Raw genomic sequence first — 20,204 nt, 5'->3', positions numbered from 1 at the left:
TCCGGGGATGCCATTCGCGTTGCTGGGTCTTTCGTCATGACGATTTCAGGCCCTTGCTGGTCAACCACTCCTTCATCGACTTGATATCGATCACGCTGTCCCCCTTCACGGGTGACTCTTTTGTAGGAACGATCACACGTACTCCCGTATCAATGATCGTTGCCCCCCCCGGCAGCATCTCCTCGATCGTCGACTTGTCTTTTTCCACGAAGGCCTTGACCAGCCGAACCCCTTGATAACCCATCTCATAAGGATTCTGGCAGACCGCGGCGTCAATCCGCCCCTTCTCGACATGCTCGACAGCCTGCTCATCCAGGTCGAACGTGACGACCGTGACCCGCTTGCGAAGGTCGGGAAACTTGCCGACTTCCTCGGCGATCCGAGGTGCGTTATATGACCAGATTCCCACCAGAACGCCGATGTCGGGGTACTTCTCGATCGCGGTTTGCACGTTCGTCAATGCCCGCGCCAGGTCGTTGTCGTCGGAGAAAACCTCGGCCTGCGTAAACGCCTTGCCGGACCCCGCGAAGAACCCTTCGCGCCGCTCGATCGCGTTGGCCGCCGACGGGACCCCGACGAACATCGCGACCTTGCCTCCGGCGGGTCGAAGCATCGCGGCGACTTTACCTGCCTCTTCGCCCGCCTTGCGGTTGTTCGTGCCGATGTAGGCCTTGCGGGTATCGGGCTGGCCGTCCGAATCGATGGTGATGACCACCTTGCCCTGTTTCTCAAGTTCACGCATCTTGTCGGCAATTCCGGGCGTCGCCGCGTCCAGGACGGAGACCGCCACGCCTTGGACGTCGGAGCGGCTCAGGGCATCCTCGAGCAGGCGGATCTGCCCCTCGCGCTGGCCATCATTGCGTCGCATTTCGACCTGGGCGCCGAATTTCTCGGCGCCGTCATGCATTCCTTTCTCGACGGCGCTCCACCAATCTGAGTTGCCGTTCGTGATGAACAGAATCTTGGGACCCGAGGACGGCCCTTTTGATGAGGCCGATCCCGGCTTCGGGATCGAAGACTCATTGGATTCACCACAGCCAGCTGAAGCCAGCAATGCAAGAACGCAGAGCCAACGGCCCTTGCGTGGAGTCCAGGTCGTGTGCACGTTGTTCCCCTTCAGGCGAGATGCCCAGAATCGTAGAGACCGATCATCTTAACCGCGCCGATTGCGAAGCGAAACGCATCGGTTCACTTCAGGAGAACGAAAACCAGGGAACATGAGACCCATGGGCCAGGCCTCGCCGCGTCGCCCGGACGTACGGAACGATCGAAATTCCTCGTCCGATGACGCCCGAGTCCGGAACTTCCACACAAAAAAAGACGGGACGACATTGCCGTGCCCGGGCGATGGTGGTAATCGACGATCCGTGTCGAACATTTTCAGGGATGGGGTGTCTTTGGAGGTGAACCGCTTGGGAAGGAGTCGGCCTTCCCCGTTCGCTTCGGCCCCTGGCCACGTCCCGACTCTAGTGAGTACGATGACGGTTTACCCTTGAGAATCGTGGCAAGAAGGGCCAAATTGATGGCCGATGATTCGCGTTGCATCCGGCTCCGTGGCGTGCGGGTTCACAACCTGAAGGGGATCGATCTCGACCTCCCTCTGAACCGGTTGATCGTGTTAACAGGCGTCAGCGGCTCGGGGAAGAGTTCGCTGGCGTTCGACACGCTCTACGCCGAGGGCCAGAGACGATATATCGAGACTTTCTCGGCATATACCCGGCAATTCCTCGAAAAACTCGATAAGCCGGATGCCGACCGGATCGATGGGATCCCTCCGGCCATCGCCGTGGCCCAGCGCTCGGGCGGAAGACGGTCGAGTCGGAGCACGGTCGGCACGGTCACTGAGATCCAGGACTACCTCGGCCTGCTCTTTGCCCGAACCGGTCAGGTGGTCTGCCCGGTCTGCGGCCAGGTGGTTGAGCCGGCCAATCCGGCGACCGTCGCGCGGACCATCGACGCTCTCCCGGAGAAAACACGATATCAGATCGCGTTCCCCATGGAGATCCGCCCCGACTCCGACCGCGAAGCGCTGGCCGGAATTCTCCGCGAGGACGGATTCGCCCGGGTCCGGGTCGACGGCCAGATCATCTCGCTGGAGTCGGGAGCGTTCCCGATGCCCGCCGACGGGTCGATCGACGTGGTTGTCGATCGCCTGGTGCGAGGATCCGACTCTCCCGAGCGACGGCTCGACTCGATCGAAACCGCGTTCACGAAGGGGCAAGGGCGATGTCGGGTCCTGACCGAATCCGACACGCTGACCTTCTACCAAGGTTGGCGCTGTGGGCATTGCGGAATCGATTACCTCGAGCCCGACCCTCGACTCTTTCGCTCCAATAGCCCGCTCGGGGCGTGCCCAACCTGCGAAGGATTCGGCCGAGTCATCGACCTGGATATGGATCGGATCGTCCCGGACTCGTCGAAGACGATCCGAGGGGGAGCGATCGTCCCCTGGACGACCCCAGCCTACCGCAGTCAACTTGCCGACCTGCTCGACGTGGCCCCAGCCTTGGGAATCCCCACCGATGTCCCGTTCAAACATCTGACGGAAGCACAGCAACAGACCATCGTCGAGGGGGATCCGGGCCACGAGTTCCCGGGCCTCCGCGGATTCTTTCGCTGGCTGGAGAAGAAGTCGTACAAGATGCATGTGCGGGTCTTCCTGAGCCGATGGCGGGGCTACTCCCCCTGCCCTGCGTGCGGCGGAGCGCGGTTGCGTCCCGAGTCGCTCGCCGTCCGGGTCGGTGAGCACAATATCGCCGAAGTCTCGGCCCTGAAGATCAGCGACGTGACGCACTTTCTCGCCGGCTTGGCCGAGACCGAGCGAAACCCAGTGGTCCAGCGCGTCGTCAGGCAGATCCGCGACCGACTCGACTACCTGGAACGGATCGGGCTCGGCTACCTGACGCTCGACCGCCAGGCACGAACCCTCTCGGGGGGGGAGGCCCAACGTGTGACACTCACGACCGCGCTGGGCTCGGGCCTGGTCAATACGCTCTACGTTCTCGACGAGCCCTCGATCGGCTTGCATCCGCAAGATAGCGATCGCTTGATCGCGATCCTCCGCTCGTTGCGGGACGCCGGGAACTCGGTCGTGGTCGTCGAGCACGACCAGGCGATTATTCGCACGGCCGACTTACTGGTCGATATCGGCCCAGGCGCGGGTGAGGCGGGGGGGCAATTGCTCTACAACGGGCCCCCCGACGGGATCGTGGACACTCCTCAATCCGCCACGGGCGACTTCTTGAGCGGGCGACGGCGAATCCTGATTCCCGAACGGAGACGGCCCCGCGATCGAGGCCACTTGAAACTCACCGGAGCGCGAGGCCACAACCTCAAAGGCATCGACGTCTCTTTCCCGCTCGGCGTTTTCTGTGTTGTAACCGGAGTCAGCGGCTCGGGCAAAAGCACGCTTGTTGAGGAGACGCTCTACCCCGCGCTCCGCCGCCGGCTCGGCAACGAGGCGCTCCAGGCGGCCCCCCACTCCACGCTCTCCGGCACGAACGACATCAACGAAGTCGTGCTCGTCGATCAGTTGCCGATCGGCCGGTCCGGTCGGTCCAACCCGGTGACCTACCTGAAAGCATTCGACGAGATCCGGAAGACGTTCGCCGCTACCCACGATGCCAAGCTCCGCAACTACGGCGCTGGCCAGTTCAGCTTCAACGTGGAAGGAGGCCGGTGCAACTCATGCGAAGGGAACGGGTTCCTTGCGATCGACATGCAATTCTTGCCTGACGTGATGATGCGTTGTCCCGAATGCCGAGGGACCCGGTATCGCCCGGAAACCCTCGAGATCACTTACCGAGGGCGGAACATCGCCGAGGTTCTCGAACTGACCGCTCGCGAAGCGTTCGCCTTTTTCCGACACCGCCCCAAGGTGCAGTCGCGGCTCCGGCCCTTGCTCGACGTCGGGCTCGATTACCTCCGTCTCGGGCAGCCCGCCACGACCCTTTCCGGCGGCGAGGCACAGCGGCTGAAACTCGCGAGCTACCTGGCCACCTCGCCCAGCGCAATGACCCGGTCGGCGAGCCGGTCGAAGACCCTCTTCGTGCTCGACGAACCAACCACGGGCCTTCATCCGGCCGACACGCTCAAACTCCTCGACGCGCTGAACTCGTTGCTCGACCTCGGCCAGTCATTGATCGTGATCGAGCACAGTCCCGACATCATGGCCTGTGCAGACTGGATCATCGACCTCGGCCCAGGCGCGGGGGACGAAGGGGGCCGGATCGTGGCCGAGGGAACCCCGGAAGAGGTGGCCCGGACGGACACGGCCACGGGCCGCGTGCTGGCCCATTGGCTCGAATCGAAATCTTAAATTACGGAATCTATCGATGGCTAAAAATGGCGGTTACACCGGTCCGTTAGAGCAGGTCGGGACATGCCAATGGCGGATCCCCAAGACCTACCGGGAGGATATGCGCGTCGACGGCCTGATCTTCGCCGACGAGTCGTTGATCGCCCAGATCAAGAAAGATCAGGGGCCGGAGCAGGTCGTGAACGTAGCGACCCTACCGGGAATTCAGAAAGCCAGCCTGGCGATGCCCGACATTCACTGGGGGTATGGCTTCGCCATCGGGGGCGTCGCCGCCACCGACCCGGAGGAAGGGGGCGTGATCTCGCCTGGTGGGGTCGGCTACGACATCAATTGCGGTGTCCGGCTCCTCCGCACCAACCTCACCTGGGAGGAGGTCAAGCCGCGGATTCGCCCGCTCGTCGACGAGCTTTTCCGCGAAATTCCCACGGGCGTTGGGCAGCGTGGCCGATTCCTTTTCGATAAGCCGAAGCTCAGCCGATTGATGGAGCAAGGTTCAGCCTACGTCGTCGAGCAAGGGTGGGGAACCGTGCGCGACCTCGGGTTCACCGAGGCGGGGGGCCGGCTCGATGGGGCCGATCCCGATCGGGTCAGCGACCGTGCGTTCACGCGCGGTTATGACCAGTGCGGTACGCTTGGCTCGGGAAATCACTTTCTCGAGGTCCAGGTTGTGGACCGGATCCATGACCAGGAAGGGGCCGCCGTGATGGGGCTCCGCGAGGGACAGGTCACCGTCCTAATCCACTCGGGCTCGCGCGGGCTCGGCTACCAGGTCTGCGACGACTATCTTGGGGTCTTCAAAGGCGCCCCCAAGCGTTACGGCTTCTCGCTGCCCGACCCTCAGCTCGCCTGCGCTCCGGTCCGCAGTCCCGAAGGACAGGCGTACCTCGGAGCGATGCGCGCGGCGGCGAACTACGCCTGGTGCAACCGGCAGTTGCTCACGCACCAGGCGCGCGAGGTCTTCGCCCGAGTCCTCGGGACTCCCTGGGAATCGCTCGGCATGGACCTCGTGTACGACGTGGCGCACAACATCGCCAAGTTCGAACACCACGAGATCGGCGGCGGCATCTCCAAGCAGGTCTGCGTCCATCGCAAAGGAGCCACCCGCGCCTTCCCCCCCGGCCACCCGGAAATCCCCGACGAGTACCAAAAGATTGGTCAGCCGGTGATCATCCCAGGGAGTATGGGGACCGCAAGTTGGGTCCTTGCCGGCCTGCCGGGAAGCATGGAGCAAACGTTCGGCACCACCTGCCATGGCGCCGGCCGCATGATGAGCCGGACGGCCGCCGTCAAACTCGCGGGCGATCGACGGATCGACAAGGAACTCGACGCGATCGGCATCATCGTCCGCGCTCGGGGTCACAAGGGATTGGCCGAAGAGCAGCCGGCGGCTTACAAAGACGTCGACCAGGTCGTCGAGGTCGTCGACAAGGCGGGGATTTCGAAAAAAGTCGCCCGGCTCCGTCCGGTCGGCGTCATCAAAGGCTAAGACCGACTCGGCGCGCTCACCACGAGGTGTACAACCAGTCGGGATAGCGCTCGACCACCGGCCCCGACTTTCGGCAGAGGCAGAACGTGGTGTCGCCGCGATCTCGTGGGTCGACCCCGGGAATGGCTGGCAAGTGGTCGTGCGACGGATAGGCCACGACCCCTGCCAGCCGCTCGACCTGGAACCCGGCGGCGGTGACCAGCTTGCCCACCTCGTCCACGGTGTACTCGCGGTTGTGTCGGTCCGTGTCCCCCTGGCGGATGAAAACGCCGTAGAGGTAAGGGGAGGCGTGGTTGATCAGGTTGTGCAAGGCAACCCAACTCGCGAGGTTGGGGGTCGTCAGGAGCAAGAAGCCCCCCGGCTTCAAGACCCGGTTCAGCTCGGCGAGGGCGAACATCGGGTCGGACGTGAAATGCTCGAGCACTTCCATCAAGAGGACCCCGTCGAAGGTCGCGTCGGGATACGGCGCGGAATCCTTCTCCAGGTTGAAGAAACCAGGCGTTTCAAGGGTATACCCACGCTGCCCGCGGAGGACTTCGCCGAAATGCCCCGCTCCACAGGCAGGGTCGAGGACGCGCCCTTCCCCCTGAGGAATCCAGCTCAAGGAAAGCGCATAGCGGCGAATGTGGTTCAGGTCGTTCTCGAGGAACGCCTGATGCTCCGGACTCGACCACTTCTCCTGGACCCGCTGGCGAAAAACCTCGACGAGCTCCTCGACGACCGGATCGAGAGCCGGCGGGAGCACTTGAGGCGGAGCGACCGATTCATCCCCACATTCGCGTGCTCGAAATCGCCGATGCAAGGACGTGGCAATGCCGGAAACCTTGGCCGCGAGGGGCATGGCGATCCTCTTTTGAACTCTCGATAACGAGTGGGAGTGTTCCGTCAGGTTCCCTCAGGATCCGTAACGGGCAGGGCTCTCGCCCACTCAGCGCCTCCATTCCGGGACGGCGAGAGGCGCGTTCGCGCATGGATTTAATGCAACTCTTTGTTTTCGTCAAGATCCATCACGCACGGCCGGCTCGGCTGCTTCCTTCACAGCCGGTGTCAGCCCGAGCGGCGAGCCGCCATGGTCAAGCTCACCCAACGAACTCGCGAATTTTGTGGAAATCTGCCGAGCAAGCCCTAACCTGTCCATCTGCCAACCTGCTATCCTCGCTCGCCTGGAGAGGTTGATTTCTCTATAATGTAAACCCTTAGCAGTGCTCATCCCGAAGGATCGACGTTCATGAGTCTGGCCGAAAGCGCGATCGACCTCGAACAGACGCTCCGTGCGCGGTTCGACCTGGAGCGATTTCGGCCTGGCCAACGCGAGGTGATCGAGAACGTCGTCCAGGGACGCGACGTCCTCTGCGTGATGCCGACCGGCGGCGGCAAGAGTCTCTGCTACCAGTTACCCGCCCTCCTCCTGCCCAGGATGACCCTGGTCGTCAGCCCGCTCATCGCGCTGATGAAGGATCAGGTGGACGTCTTGATTCAGCGAGGGGTGCGAGCCACCTTGCTGAACAGCTCGCTCGACCCGGCCGAACAACGTTCGCGGCTCCAGGAAATCGAGGCGGGGCAGTACGACCTCGTCTATGTCGCTCCCGAGCGGTTCCGCAGCCCCCGGTTCGTGGAGGCAATGGCGAAGGTCCGCCCCTCGCTCCTGGCGGTCGACGAGGCCCACTGTATTAGCGAGTGGGGGCACGACTTTCGCCCTGACTACGCGAAAATCGGCCTGGCGCGACGGCGGATCGGTTCGCCCCCCTGCATCGCGCTCACGGCCACCGCCACCGACCTGGTGCGCCGGGATATCGCCGACCAGCTCGATCTCCAGGACCCGGCGCAATTCGTCACCGGGTTCGACCGCCCTAACCTCGGGTATGCCGTCGTCGAAGCCCGGCGCGACGCCGACAAGCTGGTGGCGCTCGCGCACTCGCTCGAACAGAACCGAGGACCCGCGGTCATCTACGCGTCGAGCCGCGCCCGTTGCGAATCCGTCGGCCAGTTCCTCGAGACCCACCTGAATCGCTCCGTCGCGATCTACCACGCGGGGCTGAGTCGCGAAGAACGGAACTCCGCCCAAGATCGCTTCATGTCGGGCGAGGCTGAGATCGTCGTCGCGACCAACGCGTTCGGCATGGGTGTGGACAAAGCCAATATCCGCTCGGTGATCCACTTCAACATGCCGGGGACGCTCGAGGCCTACTATCAGGAGGCCGGGCGCGCGGGACGCGATGGGAATTCCGCCCGTTGCGTGCTCCTCTTTGCCCTGGGGGATCGGTTCCTCCAGGAGATGTTCATCGACAATGAGTATCCCCCGGCCGAAACGGTTTATAAGGTTTTCAACTTCCTCCGTGCCCTCGAGTCGGATCCGATCGAGCTCACCTACGCCGAGATCAAGGAGTCGGCCGGGATCGAGCTGAACGAGTCGGCCGTCGGCACGGCGATCAAGATCCTCGAAGGGGCGGGCGCACTCGAGAAGTTCCTCCCCCGCGAGAACATGGCGATCATCCGGATCAATGCCGAGGCCGACGAGCCCAGCCTGACCCGGCACCTCGGATCCCAGGCCCACGTCCAGCGGCTTGTCCTGCTGGGTCTGGAAGGACTGGTCAATCGCCGATTCGGGGAAACCGTCTACTTCCATCCGGATGATTTCGCCACCACGCTCGGACTCGACCGCCCCGCGCTCAACCGGGCAATTCGGGCCCTGGCCTCGGAACTGCCGGTCGATTACATCCCACCGTTCCGGGGCAACGCCATCCGGGTGATCGACCGGAGTCGCAAGGCACGCGACCTCGAGATCGACTTTGCCGCACTCGAGAAACGCAAGCAGCGTGAGTACGACAAGCTCGAGCGAATGATCCGCTATGCCCAGACCCGTCAGTGCCGCCGCTCGTATATTCTGAGCTACTTCGGCGATGCCTCAGCCTCGCGGGTCCATTGCGGGCACTGCGACAACTGCGGCCTGGGCGACGGCCTGGCCGCCCCTCACGCCGGGACCCCGATCGATACGGTGGCGGGGCGGGAGGTCGTTCTCAAGGTCCTCTCCGGAGTCGCCCGCGCCAAGGGGCGTTTCGGAAAGACCGTCATCGCTCAGATGCTGACCGGTTCCGGTTCCGAAAAGATGGACCGATGGGGACTGAAGCATCTGAGCACTTATGGGATCCTGGCCGAGTTTCGCCAGCCCGAAGTCGTTCAGATCCTCGATGCGCTGGCCTCATCCGGGTTCGTCGAATATCAAGAAGTGGACCGGTTCCGGCCGGTCGCCAACCTGACCGCGCACGGTTGGGAATTACTCAAAGGGCAAGTCCCCCATCCGCTCGTCCTGACTCTCCCCGACCCGATCGCCGCCAAACTCACCAACGGCGGACTGGAACGCCTGGCCCCCCCTCGCGCCTCGGCTTCCCCGCAGCCCGCCGCCCAGGAGGAAGATCCCAGCGATTCCGACACCTCGGAGCTGGCGGGCGACCCGCTCTGGGGACACCTCAAAACACTGCGCAGCGAATGGGCTCGTGAGGCAAAACAGCCCTCCTACTGCATTTTCAATAACCAGACCCTGGAAGCGCTGGTCCGAGAGCGGCCGTCGACCCCCAAGGAACTTGCCGGGATCAAAGGGTTGGGCCCCGCGCGTCTCGAGCGCCATGGAGCATCCCTTCTCGCCGCGATCGCTCAACACGCCGGCCGCCCGGCCGCAACATTGCCTGACGCCCCTCCTGCTTCCTTGCCGAAAGCCGTGCCCGCGCCCAAGGCAGAATCTCGACCGGCGAAATCCAAGTCCACGCAAACGGAGGCCGAGGGCCGGACGGACCGGTCGCCGTCCTCCGCGTTGGTCCCGACCGAGGAATGGTCCTGCCGCCTGATCGATCGCGGCTTCACACTCGACGAGGCCGCGTCGATCCGAGGCCTCGACCTCGCGGCGATCCTTCGCCACTTGACCCTGGCCGCTCGCCAGGGACGAAAGGTCGCGCCGGAGGCGTTCCTCGACCCCGAAGTGCTCCGGCGGTGGGACGAGTGGAGGGCCGAACAGGGGAGCGCCACGCCTACGCCCTACCGTGACGCGTCCGAAGCGATGTGGAACCTCTACCTGGCCTGCCGGGCCCAGGGATAAAGGCTTGGCAGGTCGCTTGCCGTCTCTTATCATGTCCTGGTCTTCTTGATCCAACCGAAGACCTCCGGTCATGCCTCATCAGGGATCAGGGCCACTCACGGTCCAGTCCCGGAACCTGCGGGATTCGCGGCCATGAAATGCTTGATCGTCTACTATCTTGATGGTCTCTGGTACGGCGAGGAAGTCTCCTGGAAACGCTCAGGGAGTGGTTTCTACCGCGAGATCTCCCGGACCGAGGTTCCCCAGTCGCGAGGCGAGATCGAAAAATTCGCCGTGGAAAATCATTATCGGATCGAGTGGCGCGGCGAAATCCCCGCTCAGAGCCAGTCGGCCTGAGCGAGGCGAGTCCAGGTAGGGCAAAGGAAGGGCAACGGCTTCATCGCGCTGGGGTCGTCGTCACGAGCCGAGTGGCCGGCCCCGCCAGACGATCTGAACGCGGTTCCCCTCGGGATCGTTGAAGAAAAGGGTGCGCATCGTGTCGTTGTCGACGGCGGTATCCGTCTCGAAAACGATCGCACGCGCCTCCAGGGCCGCTCGGGCCGCGGCGAAGTCGTCGACCCAGAAGGCAAGGTGGCAGACCCAGCGCTGGTTGGCGGCCGATTCTCCGGGGGGCCGACCAATGATTTCGATGGCCATTCCCCCCTCGTCGGCGAGGAAGTAGCCGGGGGGATTGCCGCCACTCTCGAGCACCACGCGCATGCCCATGGCGTCGACGTAAAAGTCCTTGAGCGCCGGGGCGTCCTTCGCGTAGATCGCGAAATGCTCAATCTTGGCCATGCGAAGCGTCTCCGAATCCGAGATCGTCAGTCACCGGGTCTTGCTTACTTCTTTTTCTTCGGTTTTGCGGTCAAGGCGATGACCGCGTCCCACTCGGCGTCACTGACCGGCTGAATCGAGAGCCGGCTCCCCTTACGAAGCAACTCCATGCCACTGAGGGCGTTGACCGTGCGGAGCTCGGGCAGGCCGAGGGGCGGGTCGATCGCTTTCACCGCCCGGATCGAGACCTGAAACCAGGTCGGTTTCTCCGGGTCGCTCTTGGGGTCGTAGTGTTGCGCATCGGGGTCGAACGCAGTCGGGTCGGCGTGGGCCGCGCGAACGACTTCGGCAATCCCGGCGATGGCCGGCGGATTGGCGTTCGAGTGATAGAACAGGACGCGATCTCCAACTTCGACCGCGTCGCGAAGCATGTTTCTCGCCTGGAAGTTTCGGACGCCATCCCAGCCGGTCGTGCGGTCGGGCCTGGCTTCGAGGTCGGCGTACGAGAAACAGTTGGGCTCGGACTTGAACAGCCAGTTTGCCATGCGCGTTCACGACCCAGTCGGAGGGGAATCGTTGGCGGCCAAAGGTCCCCCACGCCGGTTGGCGTGGAGGACAGCGGGCCAGAGCATACCAAATCGAGGAACCGTGCCGAGGCCGATTCCTCGCCAATCAATGCTCGATACCGACCGCCAGCTCGACGGCCTCCCGGTCCAGCTCGTTCGTCGTTTGACTCCCTTGAGCAATCGCCCGCCCCCCCCGAAGACCGAACGAACAGAGGCAGGCGAGGATGGCCATGGCGAACATCTGGAGAAAGACATCGCGGAGCGACAGCCTGAGCGCCTCCTGAACGGCCGCGAGTTGGGGAATCGTGAGTAACTTGTGAGTCTCCGGCCGAAGCGCGGCGGCAATGTCGATTCCGACCGCGTTGGAGGCCGCGATCCGACCCGCCAGCATGAAGCCGAGCGTCGCCCCCAGCACGCCGACCCCAAGCGCTCCTCCCATCGTCCGAAAGAAGGTCACCGCCCCGGTGGCCACTCCCCGCCGGCCCCACGTGACCTGGTTCTGCACGCTCAGGATGTAACTCAACGAGGCGGGTCCCATGCCCATCCCGATCACCACCATCCCGGCCAGGAAGTACGGTTCGCGGATCACCACCATCCCGTTCAAGAATATGTATACCGGGGAGGCGGGCCGGGCCGCGCCCACGACCAGGCTGAGGACACCCGCGGCGATCAGGAACGAGCCCACTGCGGCCGTCCGCCGGAACCCAAGCCGCACCACGACTTTCGCCGCAACCGCAACACTGATCGACCACGAGAGGAAGAGCGGCGTGATCATCTGCCCCGCCGCGGTCGCCGTCCCACCGCGCACCCCCTGCATGAACAGGGGAATGTAAGTATCGATCCCGAACAGCAAGGCACCGATCAGAAAACTCCCGAGAATCGCCGCGCCGATGTTCGGCGAGAGCACCAGGTCGAGCGGCAAGACCGGATCGGCCGCCACCCGCTCCTGGCGCACGAAAAGAACGAGCATGACGGCTGACGTGGCAAGTAAACCAACCGTTCCTGCCGTGGAGATCTCGCTCCCCCCCAAGACACCCATCAGCAAGAGGAACGAGCCCACCGCCAGCAAAGTCGCTCCTGCCCAGTCAATCGGGGCCACGCTTTTGCGCTCCACCTTTTCATGGACGTAGCGCATCAGGATCCAGGCCGCGATCAGACCGAACGGAACCGTGACAAAGAAAACCCAGCGCCACGAAAGCTGATCGGTCAAAACCCCTCCCAAGGCAGGCCCGATCAGGCTCGATCCTCCCCAGACGGCACTGAAGAGCCCTTGGACCTTGGCCCGCTCCTGAAGGGTGAAAAGATCACCCAGCATGGTCAAGACGATCGGTCCGAGTGCCCCGGCCCCCAGACCTTGCACGACCCGCATCGCGATCAGGGCAGGCATGCTCTGGGCCATTCCCGAGAGCATCGAACCGAGGGCGAATAATCCTAATCCAAAGAGGAGAATTCGTTTGCGCCCGAAAATATCGGCCAGCTTCCCATAGATCGGCGTCGAGACGGTGGCGGCGAGCAGGTAGGCCGAGAAGACCCAGGGGTAAATATCGAGTCCCTTCAACTGGGCGATGATGCTCGGCATCGCGGTCGAGACCACGGTTTGCTCCAGGGCCGCGACCGCCATCGCCAGCAAAAGCGCCAGCGTGACCATGGCCCGACCGGGCATCGTGGCCTCGTTTTCCTCCACCGACATAATGAACTCCCTGCGACCTTGAGATCAGCAAACCCGGCATCGTTCCGGCGAATACCAACTATTCTATTGAACCCGCCAAGAGGGCCCGGGAGGGAACCCGAGGTCTCAGGGTCCCTCCCCGGACACCTTCGGCCCCATTCAGGTTCAAGCGAACAGCCTCATGGCCACAAGCGAGGGATCATCAGTCCGGGAGCCTCGAGTTCCAGACTCGGTCCCCGTGTGCCGAGAGAAAAGGCAGAGGGCTGGGGGCCTACGACAGCCCCCAGCCCTCCGCAAATGGAAACGATCCGAACAAGCTCTCCAAACAACAACTCATTCGGGCTGGCCACTGATTAGCCGATCCAACGCCCCTCCGCGGCCGGCGTGGGCAAGTCACGCTCGATGGTGTCGAGCTTGTATCCGAACCCCGGCCCACTCAAAGTGGAGAGGTCGAGAACCCCACCAACGCGGCGGTAGAGGCCAGGATGGACGACGGACTCCGCTCGGGAGGCCTCGGGGTAATACTGCATCCCATTGGTCTCGACTCCCATGATCGTCCCCGCATGAGCCGCCAGGAGGACGTGAGGAATCTGAGCAAGCATCGGATTGCTCAAGTCTTGAACCATCAGCGTCATGCCATGCGCCTTCGCCCAGCAGAGACTCAACAGCGCCCCGGTTTGCGTCTTACAGGTTTTCAGCGCGACCCCGGTCCACCCCAAGGACCGGCCGAGCCGGACCAGGTGCCAGTCATGCGCACTCTCGTCCATGAACAGCGGCTTCCGCGCGGAGACGCTGTGAACGTCAATCCGATGGGTTTCGAGCTCATACGGGAAGGGTTGCTCAACGTAGAGGATCATTCCATACAGACGTGGGTATTCCTCGACCAACTGGTCGAGAATTCGGTTCACGTAACTCGGGTCGTCGACCGTGCAATTGAAGTCGGCGGTGAGCCAATCCACCTCTTCGTCGACAGCGATCTGGCCCACCTTGACCAGCCGGTCATAGTCCCACGCGTAGTCGTCACCCCGCAACTTGACCTTGAGGCAATTCAGACCATCTCGCTTGATCCAGTCGCGCAAGAGCACGGGATAGCCATCGTCGGGCTCTTCGCCAGTCAGCTCCGACGAGTCCAACGGATCTTTACCGCCGACCAGATGCCACGCCGGTAGCTTCGTGGCCGGGGGGGTCGCGAAGAAGTCTTCGGGATACTTCCCCACAAAGGAAACGGCGGTCCCTTCGGCGGGAGTAAGATAGCGCGAGAGGTCGTCATTCATGAACGACTTGTTATAGGTCTGGTAGGTCGGCACGCCATGCAAGACGCCGTAGGCGTCATGAAGCGCCAGGTCGAACGCCGAGCAGCAGACCAGGGCCGCCAGCCAGGGCATCGGCTCGGCGTCCAGGCCTCGCTCCACATTGATTGCCTCGAGCAGGCCCGGAAGAACCTGTTCCAGGAACGATTGGCCGACTTCAAGCGGGTGCCCGGTCTGTTCGAAACAGGTCCAGGCATCCACCAACAGCACGGTGAACCGCTTCAAGACGTCAAGCCTGGCCTCGTACGAGAGCGAACTCGGCCACACCCACTGGACGCTCAGCGGAGTCTCTCCCCAGCCGACGGCCTCGCGGCCCAGCGCATCGCTGACTGTCAGGCGGACGCGTGCGCACGTCACTTCGGTCGTGATCTCGGGCCCAAACTTCAAGGGAACCCGCGTCTTGATCGGCAGGTAGTAAAGCGAGACGGCGATCGGACGGACGTCGAGTTCATTGGACGGAGGCATGAATCATCCTCTTCTAGCTCAAATTCGCATCAACTCGGGTGCGAATACGAAAAGCATCATCAAATATTGGCAGAAAAATCGTCGAGCGATGTGGGCCCTGCCCACCGTACAAAAACAAGGGTGGGAACACAAACTAGGGGTTGCAGCACGAACCCGTTGTGGCTGGCTTCGTTGGGTCCGCAACCGGCCGAAGCTCGACCGAACGCAGGTCGAACAACGCCCCTTTCACGGGCCCCGCGGAGTGAAGTTCAAGCCGGTGGATCCCTGGCGCGAGCGTCACCTCGCCGATGTCGGCCAATCGATAGGTATCCCAGTCGCCGGTTCCCGTGACGGGGTGCTCGATCCGCTGAGTACCGAGTTCGAGCAGGAGAGAGTTACCCGCCGAGCCATCGTCGCACGCCCAATCGATCCAGACGCGGTAGCGGCCGGGCCGCTCGGTCACGAATTGCCAGGCTGCGCGATCGCTGGGGCGTCCCCAGTAACCCAGGTTCTTGTGCTTGGCCTCGAACGTGAGTGTATCACCATACAACTCCGCCGTCTCGGCACGAAGGGCAACCGTTCCGTCCGGTCCTGAAGTCACTCGTTCCGGCCGGTTCCCTTCCACCTGCTTCGGAGGAGGTCCGGTCGTCCCCAGGAAAGCGAGCAAGTCGGCAACCTCCTGCGGCTTGAGGTCCTTCTCCAATCCTTCAGGCATCAGGGATTGGCCGGACGCCGCGATCTCGTCGATCTCCGCCCGGAGCAGGACATCTTCCTTCCCTTCCTGGCGTCGGAGTGTCACGGCCGTGGCGGTCTCGCTGGCGATCAGGCCCGTCAAGACCCGCCCGTCGGTCGTCTGAACCGTGAAGTTCGCGTACTTCGCTTCCAACGCCCGGTTTGGGTCGAGGATTGCCACCAGCAGGGCCCCGGGCGATTTGTCGGTCAAGGCGGCGAGGTCGGGGCCAACTTCGGCCCCCTCCTGGCCGACCCGATGGCAAGTCGCACAGACTTTCTTGAACAAGACTGCACCCGAGGCCACGTTACCTGGCAAGGTCGTGGCGGTCTGGTACGCGGCGATGACCTCTTGCCGTGTACTCGTCTCGCGTGAGAAGACCGCCTCGGCGCGGGCCTTGATCGCGGCATCCCGGTGGCTCAGCAGCCTGCGGCGATGCGTCGGCCCGATCTCGGCGGGGGGGAGGCAGGTGTCCTCGAGCGAAAAGAGGAGAGTCTTGGTCCAAACATCACGGCTGAGAAGTGTATCGAGGATCGTGGTGCGGAGTTGGGGGGAATGTCCTTTCCAGCCGTCGATCAGAATCGTGGGGACTTGCGGATCGTCTCCTCGGCTGAGGGCGGCGACGGCGGCCTGCTGAAGTGTGCCGGAGACCTGGGGACGAAGCAGTCCGACCAGCCGGGGCCGGTCCAAGGCCTGCGACGCCTTGTCGCGACCAAGCAACCGAACCGCCGCGAGTCGGTCCTCCTCACCGGCCTTGTCGTCGCCGGCGAGCGTGCGAGCGGCCTCCCGGATCTTCTCGAACCGATTCAGATCGGTCTGAGCCACAGGCTTTCGAGCGCGGGCCGAGGCATCGAGCAAGCTTGCCAGGGCCGAGAACTGCCAGGAGGCGAACTGGCCCCCCTGCCCCGCGGGCGTGCTCAAGGTCGCGACCAGGGACGCGAGCCCTTCTGATTCCTTTGCGGTCGCGGCCAGGGCGAACAATGGGTCGAGGATCAAGGTGGGGGGAGCCTCGTCCTTCGCGTTCTCAAAGAGTGCGGCGATGATCGTACCGACATGCGGGACGGCCGAGCTGAGCACAGCCGCGCGGAACCATCGATCGTTCGGTTCTCGTTGGATCAGGGTTGCGAGGGCACGGCCGGCTCGCTGGTCGTTCCAATCGCCCAGGCTCAAGGCAAGCTGGAAGCGGACCTGGGGATCGGGGTCGCCGGTCAGGCGAAGCATCGCCTCACCAAGCTCGGGCGAAGTCTTGAGCAGTCCCGCGCCAGCCTTGATCGCATTGCGGCGCACTTGCGGGTGCGGGTCGGACAGGGCACCGATGACGGTCGGCGGGCTCAGCTCCTCGAGCGTTTGCAAGGTCCAGAGCGCCTGCAACCGCGTCTTGGGCCGGGGGCTCTTGGCCGCGAGCTCGCGCAACGCTCCCGCGGCCGTTCGATCTCCCTTGTGCAGCAAAAGGCGCTGGGCGGTGTCGCGCTGCCAGCCGCTCGGACTGTCGAGTGCGGCGACCAGCCCCGCAGTATCGAGCCGATCGAGCCGGGCAATCGGCCGAGGTTTCTGATCCACCGGGTAGACGCGATAGATTCGCCCCTGTTCGCTCCCCGCGCGCAGGTCGAGTTTCGCCTCCCAGTCGTCAGGAATCCATTCGGGATGCTCGATCACAGCGCGGTACATATCAGCGATCCAGAGCGCTCCGTCCGGCCCGGTCTTGAGCATCGTGGGGCGGGTCCAGTTGTCCGTCGAGGCGAGGAACTCGCGTTCGGCCTCGTCGGGTCCGCGTTTCCCAACGAACGACGCCCCGGACGGTTCGAGGATCATCCGGTGGACGAGGTTGTGAACCGGATCACTGGCAAAGAGGCTGTTCTCGAAGTGCCGCCCGAACAGGTCGTCGCGATACGGAGTGGGGCTGTTGGCCGAGGTGACCCGGTTGGCCGAATGCGGTTCGTTGAACCGGGCCAAGGTCCGGCTCAAAGGGTAGAGCTTATTGTCCGCCTCGAGCATCTGCTTTGTGTCGGGCGCGGCGAACTGAGGGTTACGGCGAAGGTCAGAGTCGGCGAGCACATAGTGCCAGGCCCAGTTAGGATTGTTGTTGCCGAACCAGTTCCCCCAGTCGTCGCGATGCCGGCCGTACTGGGTCTGGCCGCTCTCTGCCTCGAATCGACCGTCGTCGGGCCGGAATCGAAAGTCACGGCCGTTGATGTTGACCGTGGCCCCCGTCTGGATCGAGCGAATATCGCCACCGCTATCACCATTGGCTCCATAGACCCAGCCATCGAGGCCGAGCTCGAACCCGTTGACTCGGTGCTGCGGATTCCCCTCGCGGAAGCCGGTGAAGAGGACCTCGCGGTGATCGGCCTTGCCGTCACCATCGCGGTCTTCGACATAGAAGATGTCCGGAGCACAGGCGACCAAAACCCCGTTACGCCAGGGGAGCAACCCGCTCGGGATGGCGAGCCCATCGAGAAAGAGGGTCGCCTTGTCGTACCGGCCATCACCGTCTTTATCCTCGAGCGTTCGAATCAGTCCGCCGGCCTTCCCTTTTCCATCGCGGCCAAGGGGATAGTCCCCCATCTCGAGCACCCAGAGCCGGCCGTCGGCCCCCCATTCGATGGCGATCGGGTCTTCCACCAGGGGTTCACTGGCGACGAGTTCGACGGCAAAGCCCGGATTCACCCGGATCGATCGGCGCGAGGCCTCGGGGGATTTCGCCTTCGACTCCACCCCTTGGAGGAGGTCGTTGAACGCGCGACGATCGACGAGGTTGGGAAGCTTGGCGGTCGCCTCATTCTGCCACCAGAGATGACGGGAATGGATCCACATCCCCTGGTTCATTCCCGCTTGAGCGATCAAGGGAAGCGCGTTCGCGTCGCCGCGCTGGCCCTTCAAGACGTCGCATGACCAGCCTTTGGCCAGGGAATCGAAGAGGAAAAGGCCGTAATCAAAGTCCGTCGCGGGCGAGTCGGCCTTCTTGGGGAAGGGCGAGTGTGAAAAGAGAACGTCGTCATGGCCATCTTCATCCACGTCGACAAATCGCAAGCCACCATCGCGCCCCTCGCGATCGACCACCTGGGCACCAGGCGGCAGCCGGAAATCAAGCGGTTTCCAGGCCGACTTGCCCTCCCCCGAGAGCGGGCTGGATTGGGAATCAACCGCGGACCAGGCGAGGACCAGACCGTTGGCGTCATTGCTCAGGATGATCTCACAACGACTGTCGCCGTTGAGGTCGCGGGCACGAAGTCCCTGGGGAAGGCTCGTCACCCCGACCGGTCCGTTGGGACGCGTGGAGAGGGCATCCAGTCCTTGGCTGAGTTGCGGATCACGTTCCCAGCCGGCGGGGAGAGTCGAGGGATCCACCAACGCGAGTGCGTTCTCAGGATCAACCTCTTTGCCCCCACCGACAAAGCGGTGAATCGCCCATGAATGAGAATCCGGAGCCGGAGCGATCAAGGCGGCTCGACCGTCGGGGTTGAAGCAACCAAAAAGACCCTGCGGTTGCGGAACGCCGTTGGGGTCGTTGGCGACCAGCGGCTCGGGAAACTTCGTGAGCGACCATCGTTTCGTGCTCGGCTTCCAGAGCCGCGTGAGTCGGGACTTCGCGTTGCCGACGACCACGTCCATGTAGCCGTCGTTATCGACGTCGAGGACGCGGACACCATTATCCATGCCGTCCGCGGCGCGAAGTGGCTGCCCGCCCAGCAGGTTCTTGTCGATCCGCTCCTGGGCCTCGCGAAAATTGAGAAACTTCACCTTCTTACCATGCTTGGCCACCACGTGGTCGATCAACTCGACAACTTGTTCCGACTTGATCCAGCCGTGCGGATGAAAGACGAGATTGAACACCCCTTGCTTGAGGACCACGGCATCAATGGCTGCCTTCATATCCTCAACCGTTTTCGGATTGTTGGGCTTCTGAAGGTTCTGCGCTTCCCAGTCGCTCGGAACACTGCACGGGAACTCCCAGCAGAGCTTGCCGAGGACGTAGGGATAGGGGTAGTTCTCAACGTAGTTGGTGAACGACGGGAACGGGATGTACTTGCGGAACCGCTCACGGCCGTCGGAATCCTGGACTAGCTCACGCGGCAGCGAGGGGTCATCGGGCGTGAAGAGTTGGAAGACCGACGAGTCGATGGTCAGGAAGTTTCGGCCTGGGCTCGTCTTATTGAAAATCTCGGCGTAGAACCGGGGGCTGGGAGTGTTCTGTGAGTCGCAACAAGGCATCCGAAACGCCACCGGCTTGTTGCCGGGAATCCCGTTCAACAGGTCGACGCAGCCATGGACCGCGTCCTGCGCCGCGGTGAGGTTGTCCTTCTGGAGGAGCGGGCAAGGGTGGGTCAGGGTGTGAACGTCGAGGTTCACCCCTTCGGCGAGCCAGGCCCGGACCCTTGGATCCGCACCGTCGGCCTTGCAGGTCATGATGCTGAGGCCAGCGCGGCCGTCGATTTTCTTGAGGCGTTCGAGGATCGGCCGGAGATAGGCCTCGTAAAGCGTTACGTTCTCCTTCAAGTCGTCGACCGCCAGGACAACGACCGCCTCGACCCCGTCTTCGCCCACCCATTGCGGGGTGATGAGCTTGGGGAACTTGAGCCCGACATCATAAGGGGCGTTCTCCTCAAGGTACGTCAGGCGATTCGCATCGCCCGACCCGCCATGAGAAGTGGAGGCCGTCAGGACAAGCAGGAACAGGCAGAGACAGGATCGCAGGCGCATCGCGGATCTCCTCGTCTGTCGCGAACACGAACCGACTTCAGAAAGTCGTCTCTTTCTCGCTTGTTGGCAAGGGTCCACCGGCGATACGATCGCCGACGCACCGGGTTCGGCCGAGCCCTCGCCCTTCGAAATAT

11 protein-coding genes are annotated in these 20,204 nt (G+C 63.3%); 4 read left to right on the top strand and 7 right to left on the bottom strand.

What is annotated here, in order from left to right:
• Positions 1–34 precede the first annotated feature (34 nt).
• Positions 35–907 carry a substrate-binding domain-containing protein gene (locus tag V5E97_RS13490; RefSeq protein ID WP_406699838.1) on the bottom strand — a complete coding sequence of 291 codons (873 nt, stop codon included), beginning with the start codon at positions 905–907 and terminating at the stop codon, positions 35–37.
• Positions 908–1,522: 615 nt separating this feature from the next.
• On the opposite strand from V5E97_RS13490, the gene uvrA reads away from it, so the two are divergent.
• Together uvrA and V5E97_RS13480 are read left to right on the top strand one after the other, a co-directional pair.
• Positions 1,523–4,318, top strand: a complete 2,796-nt coding sequence (gene uvrA, locus V5E97_RS13485) for an excinuclease ABC subunit UvrA (protein ID WP_406699837.1) — start codon at positions 1,523–1,525, stop codon at positions 4,316–4,318.
• 16 nt (positions 4,319–4,334) lie between these two features.
• Positions 4,335–5,804 (top strand): RtcB family protein, encoded by a 1,470-nt coding sequence (locus tag V5E97_RS13480; protein ID WP_406699836.1) that lies wholly within the window; start codon positions 4,335–4,337, stop codon positions 5,802–5,804.
• 16 nt (positions 5,805–5,820) lie between these two features.
• Here V5E97_RS13480 and V5E97_RS13475 read toward each other — a convergent pair whose 3' ends face one another.
• A complete protein-coding gene (locus V5E97_RS13475) occupies positions 5,821–6,645 on the bottom strand; it encodes a class I SAM-dependent methyltransferase (protein ID WP_406699835.1) in 825 nt (274 codons plus the stop codon).
• A 387-nt stretch (positions 6,646–7,032) separates the two neighbouring features.
• Here V5E97_RS13475 and V5E97_RS13470 point away from each other — a divergent pair, with 387 nt between their 5' ends.
• Together V5E97_RS13470 and V5E97_RS13465 are read left to right on the top strand one after the other, a co-directional pair.
• Positions 7,033–9,894 carry a RecQ family ATP-dependent DNA helicase gene (locus tag V5E97_RS13470; RefSeq protein ID WP_406699834.1) on the top strand — a complete coding sequence of 954 codons (2,862 nt, stop codon included), beginning with the start codon at positions 7,033–7,035 and terminating at the stop codon, positions 9,892–9,894.
• A 132-nt stretch (positions 9,895–10,026) separates the two neighbouring features.
• Positions 10,027–10,230, top strand: a complete 204-nt coding sequence (locus V5E97_RS13465) for a hypothetical protein (RefSeq protein WP_406699833.1) — start codon at positions 10,027–10,029, stop codon at positions 10,228–10,230.
• A gap of 60 nt (positions 10,231–10,290) precedes the next feature.
• On the opposite strand, the gene V5E97_RS13460 is transcribed toward V5E97_RS13465, so the two are convergent.
• From V5E97_RS13460 to V5E97_RS13440, 5 genes are all read right to left on the bottom strand, one after another.
• Entirely contained in the window at positions 10,291–10,671 is a 381-nt protein-coding gene (locus V5E97_RS13460; RefSeq protein ID WP_406699832.1) for a VOC family protein, read from the bottom strand.
• 44 nt (positions 10,672–10,715) lie between these two features.
• Positions 10,716–11,195 carry an EVE domain-containing protein gene (locus V5E97_RS13455; RefSeq protein ID WP_406699831.1) on the bottom strand — a complete coding sequence of 160 codons (480 nt, stop codon included), beginning with the start codon at positions 11,193–11,195 and terminating at the stop codon, positions 10,716–10,718.
• A 127-nt stretch (positions 11,196–11,322) separates the two neighbouring features.
• On the bottom strand, positions 11,323–12,906 hold the full coding sequence (locus V5E97_RS13450; protein ID WP_406699830.1) for an MFS transporter: 1,584 nt from the start codon (positions 12,904–12,906) through the stop codon (positions 11,323–11,325).
• A gap of 332 nt (positions 12,907–13,238) precedes the next feature.
• The gene (locus tag V5E97_RS13445; protein ID WP_406699829.1) at positions 13,239–14,660 is read right to left on the bottom strand and encodes an enolase C-terminal domain-like protein; all 1,422 of its coding nucleotides are present in this window, start codon (positions 14,658–14,660) and stop codon (positions 13,239–13,241) included.
• Positions 14,661–14,793: 133 nt separating this feature from the next.
• The gene (locus tag V5E97_RS13440; RefSeq protein WP_406699828.1) at positions 14,794–20,070 is read right to left on the bottom strand and encodes a PVC-type heme-binding CxxCH protein; all 5,277 of its coding nucleotides are present in this window, start codon (positions 20,068–20,070) and stop codon (positions 14,794–14,796) included.
• Positions 20,071–20,204: the final 134 nt, after the last annotated feature.

Source organism: Singulisphaera photorubra (assembly GCF_045290345.1).
Taxonomy (GTDB): domain Bacteria; phylum Planctomycetota; class Planctomycetia; order Isosphaerales; family Isosphaeraceae; genus Singulisphaera.
Note: the sequence above shows the minus strand (reverse complement) of the source record. Positions and strands in the feature narration are given on the sequence as shown.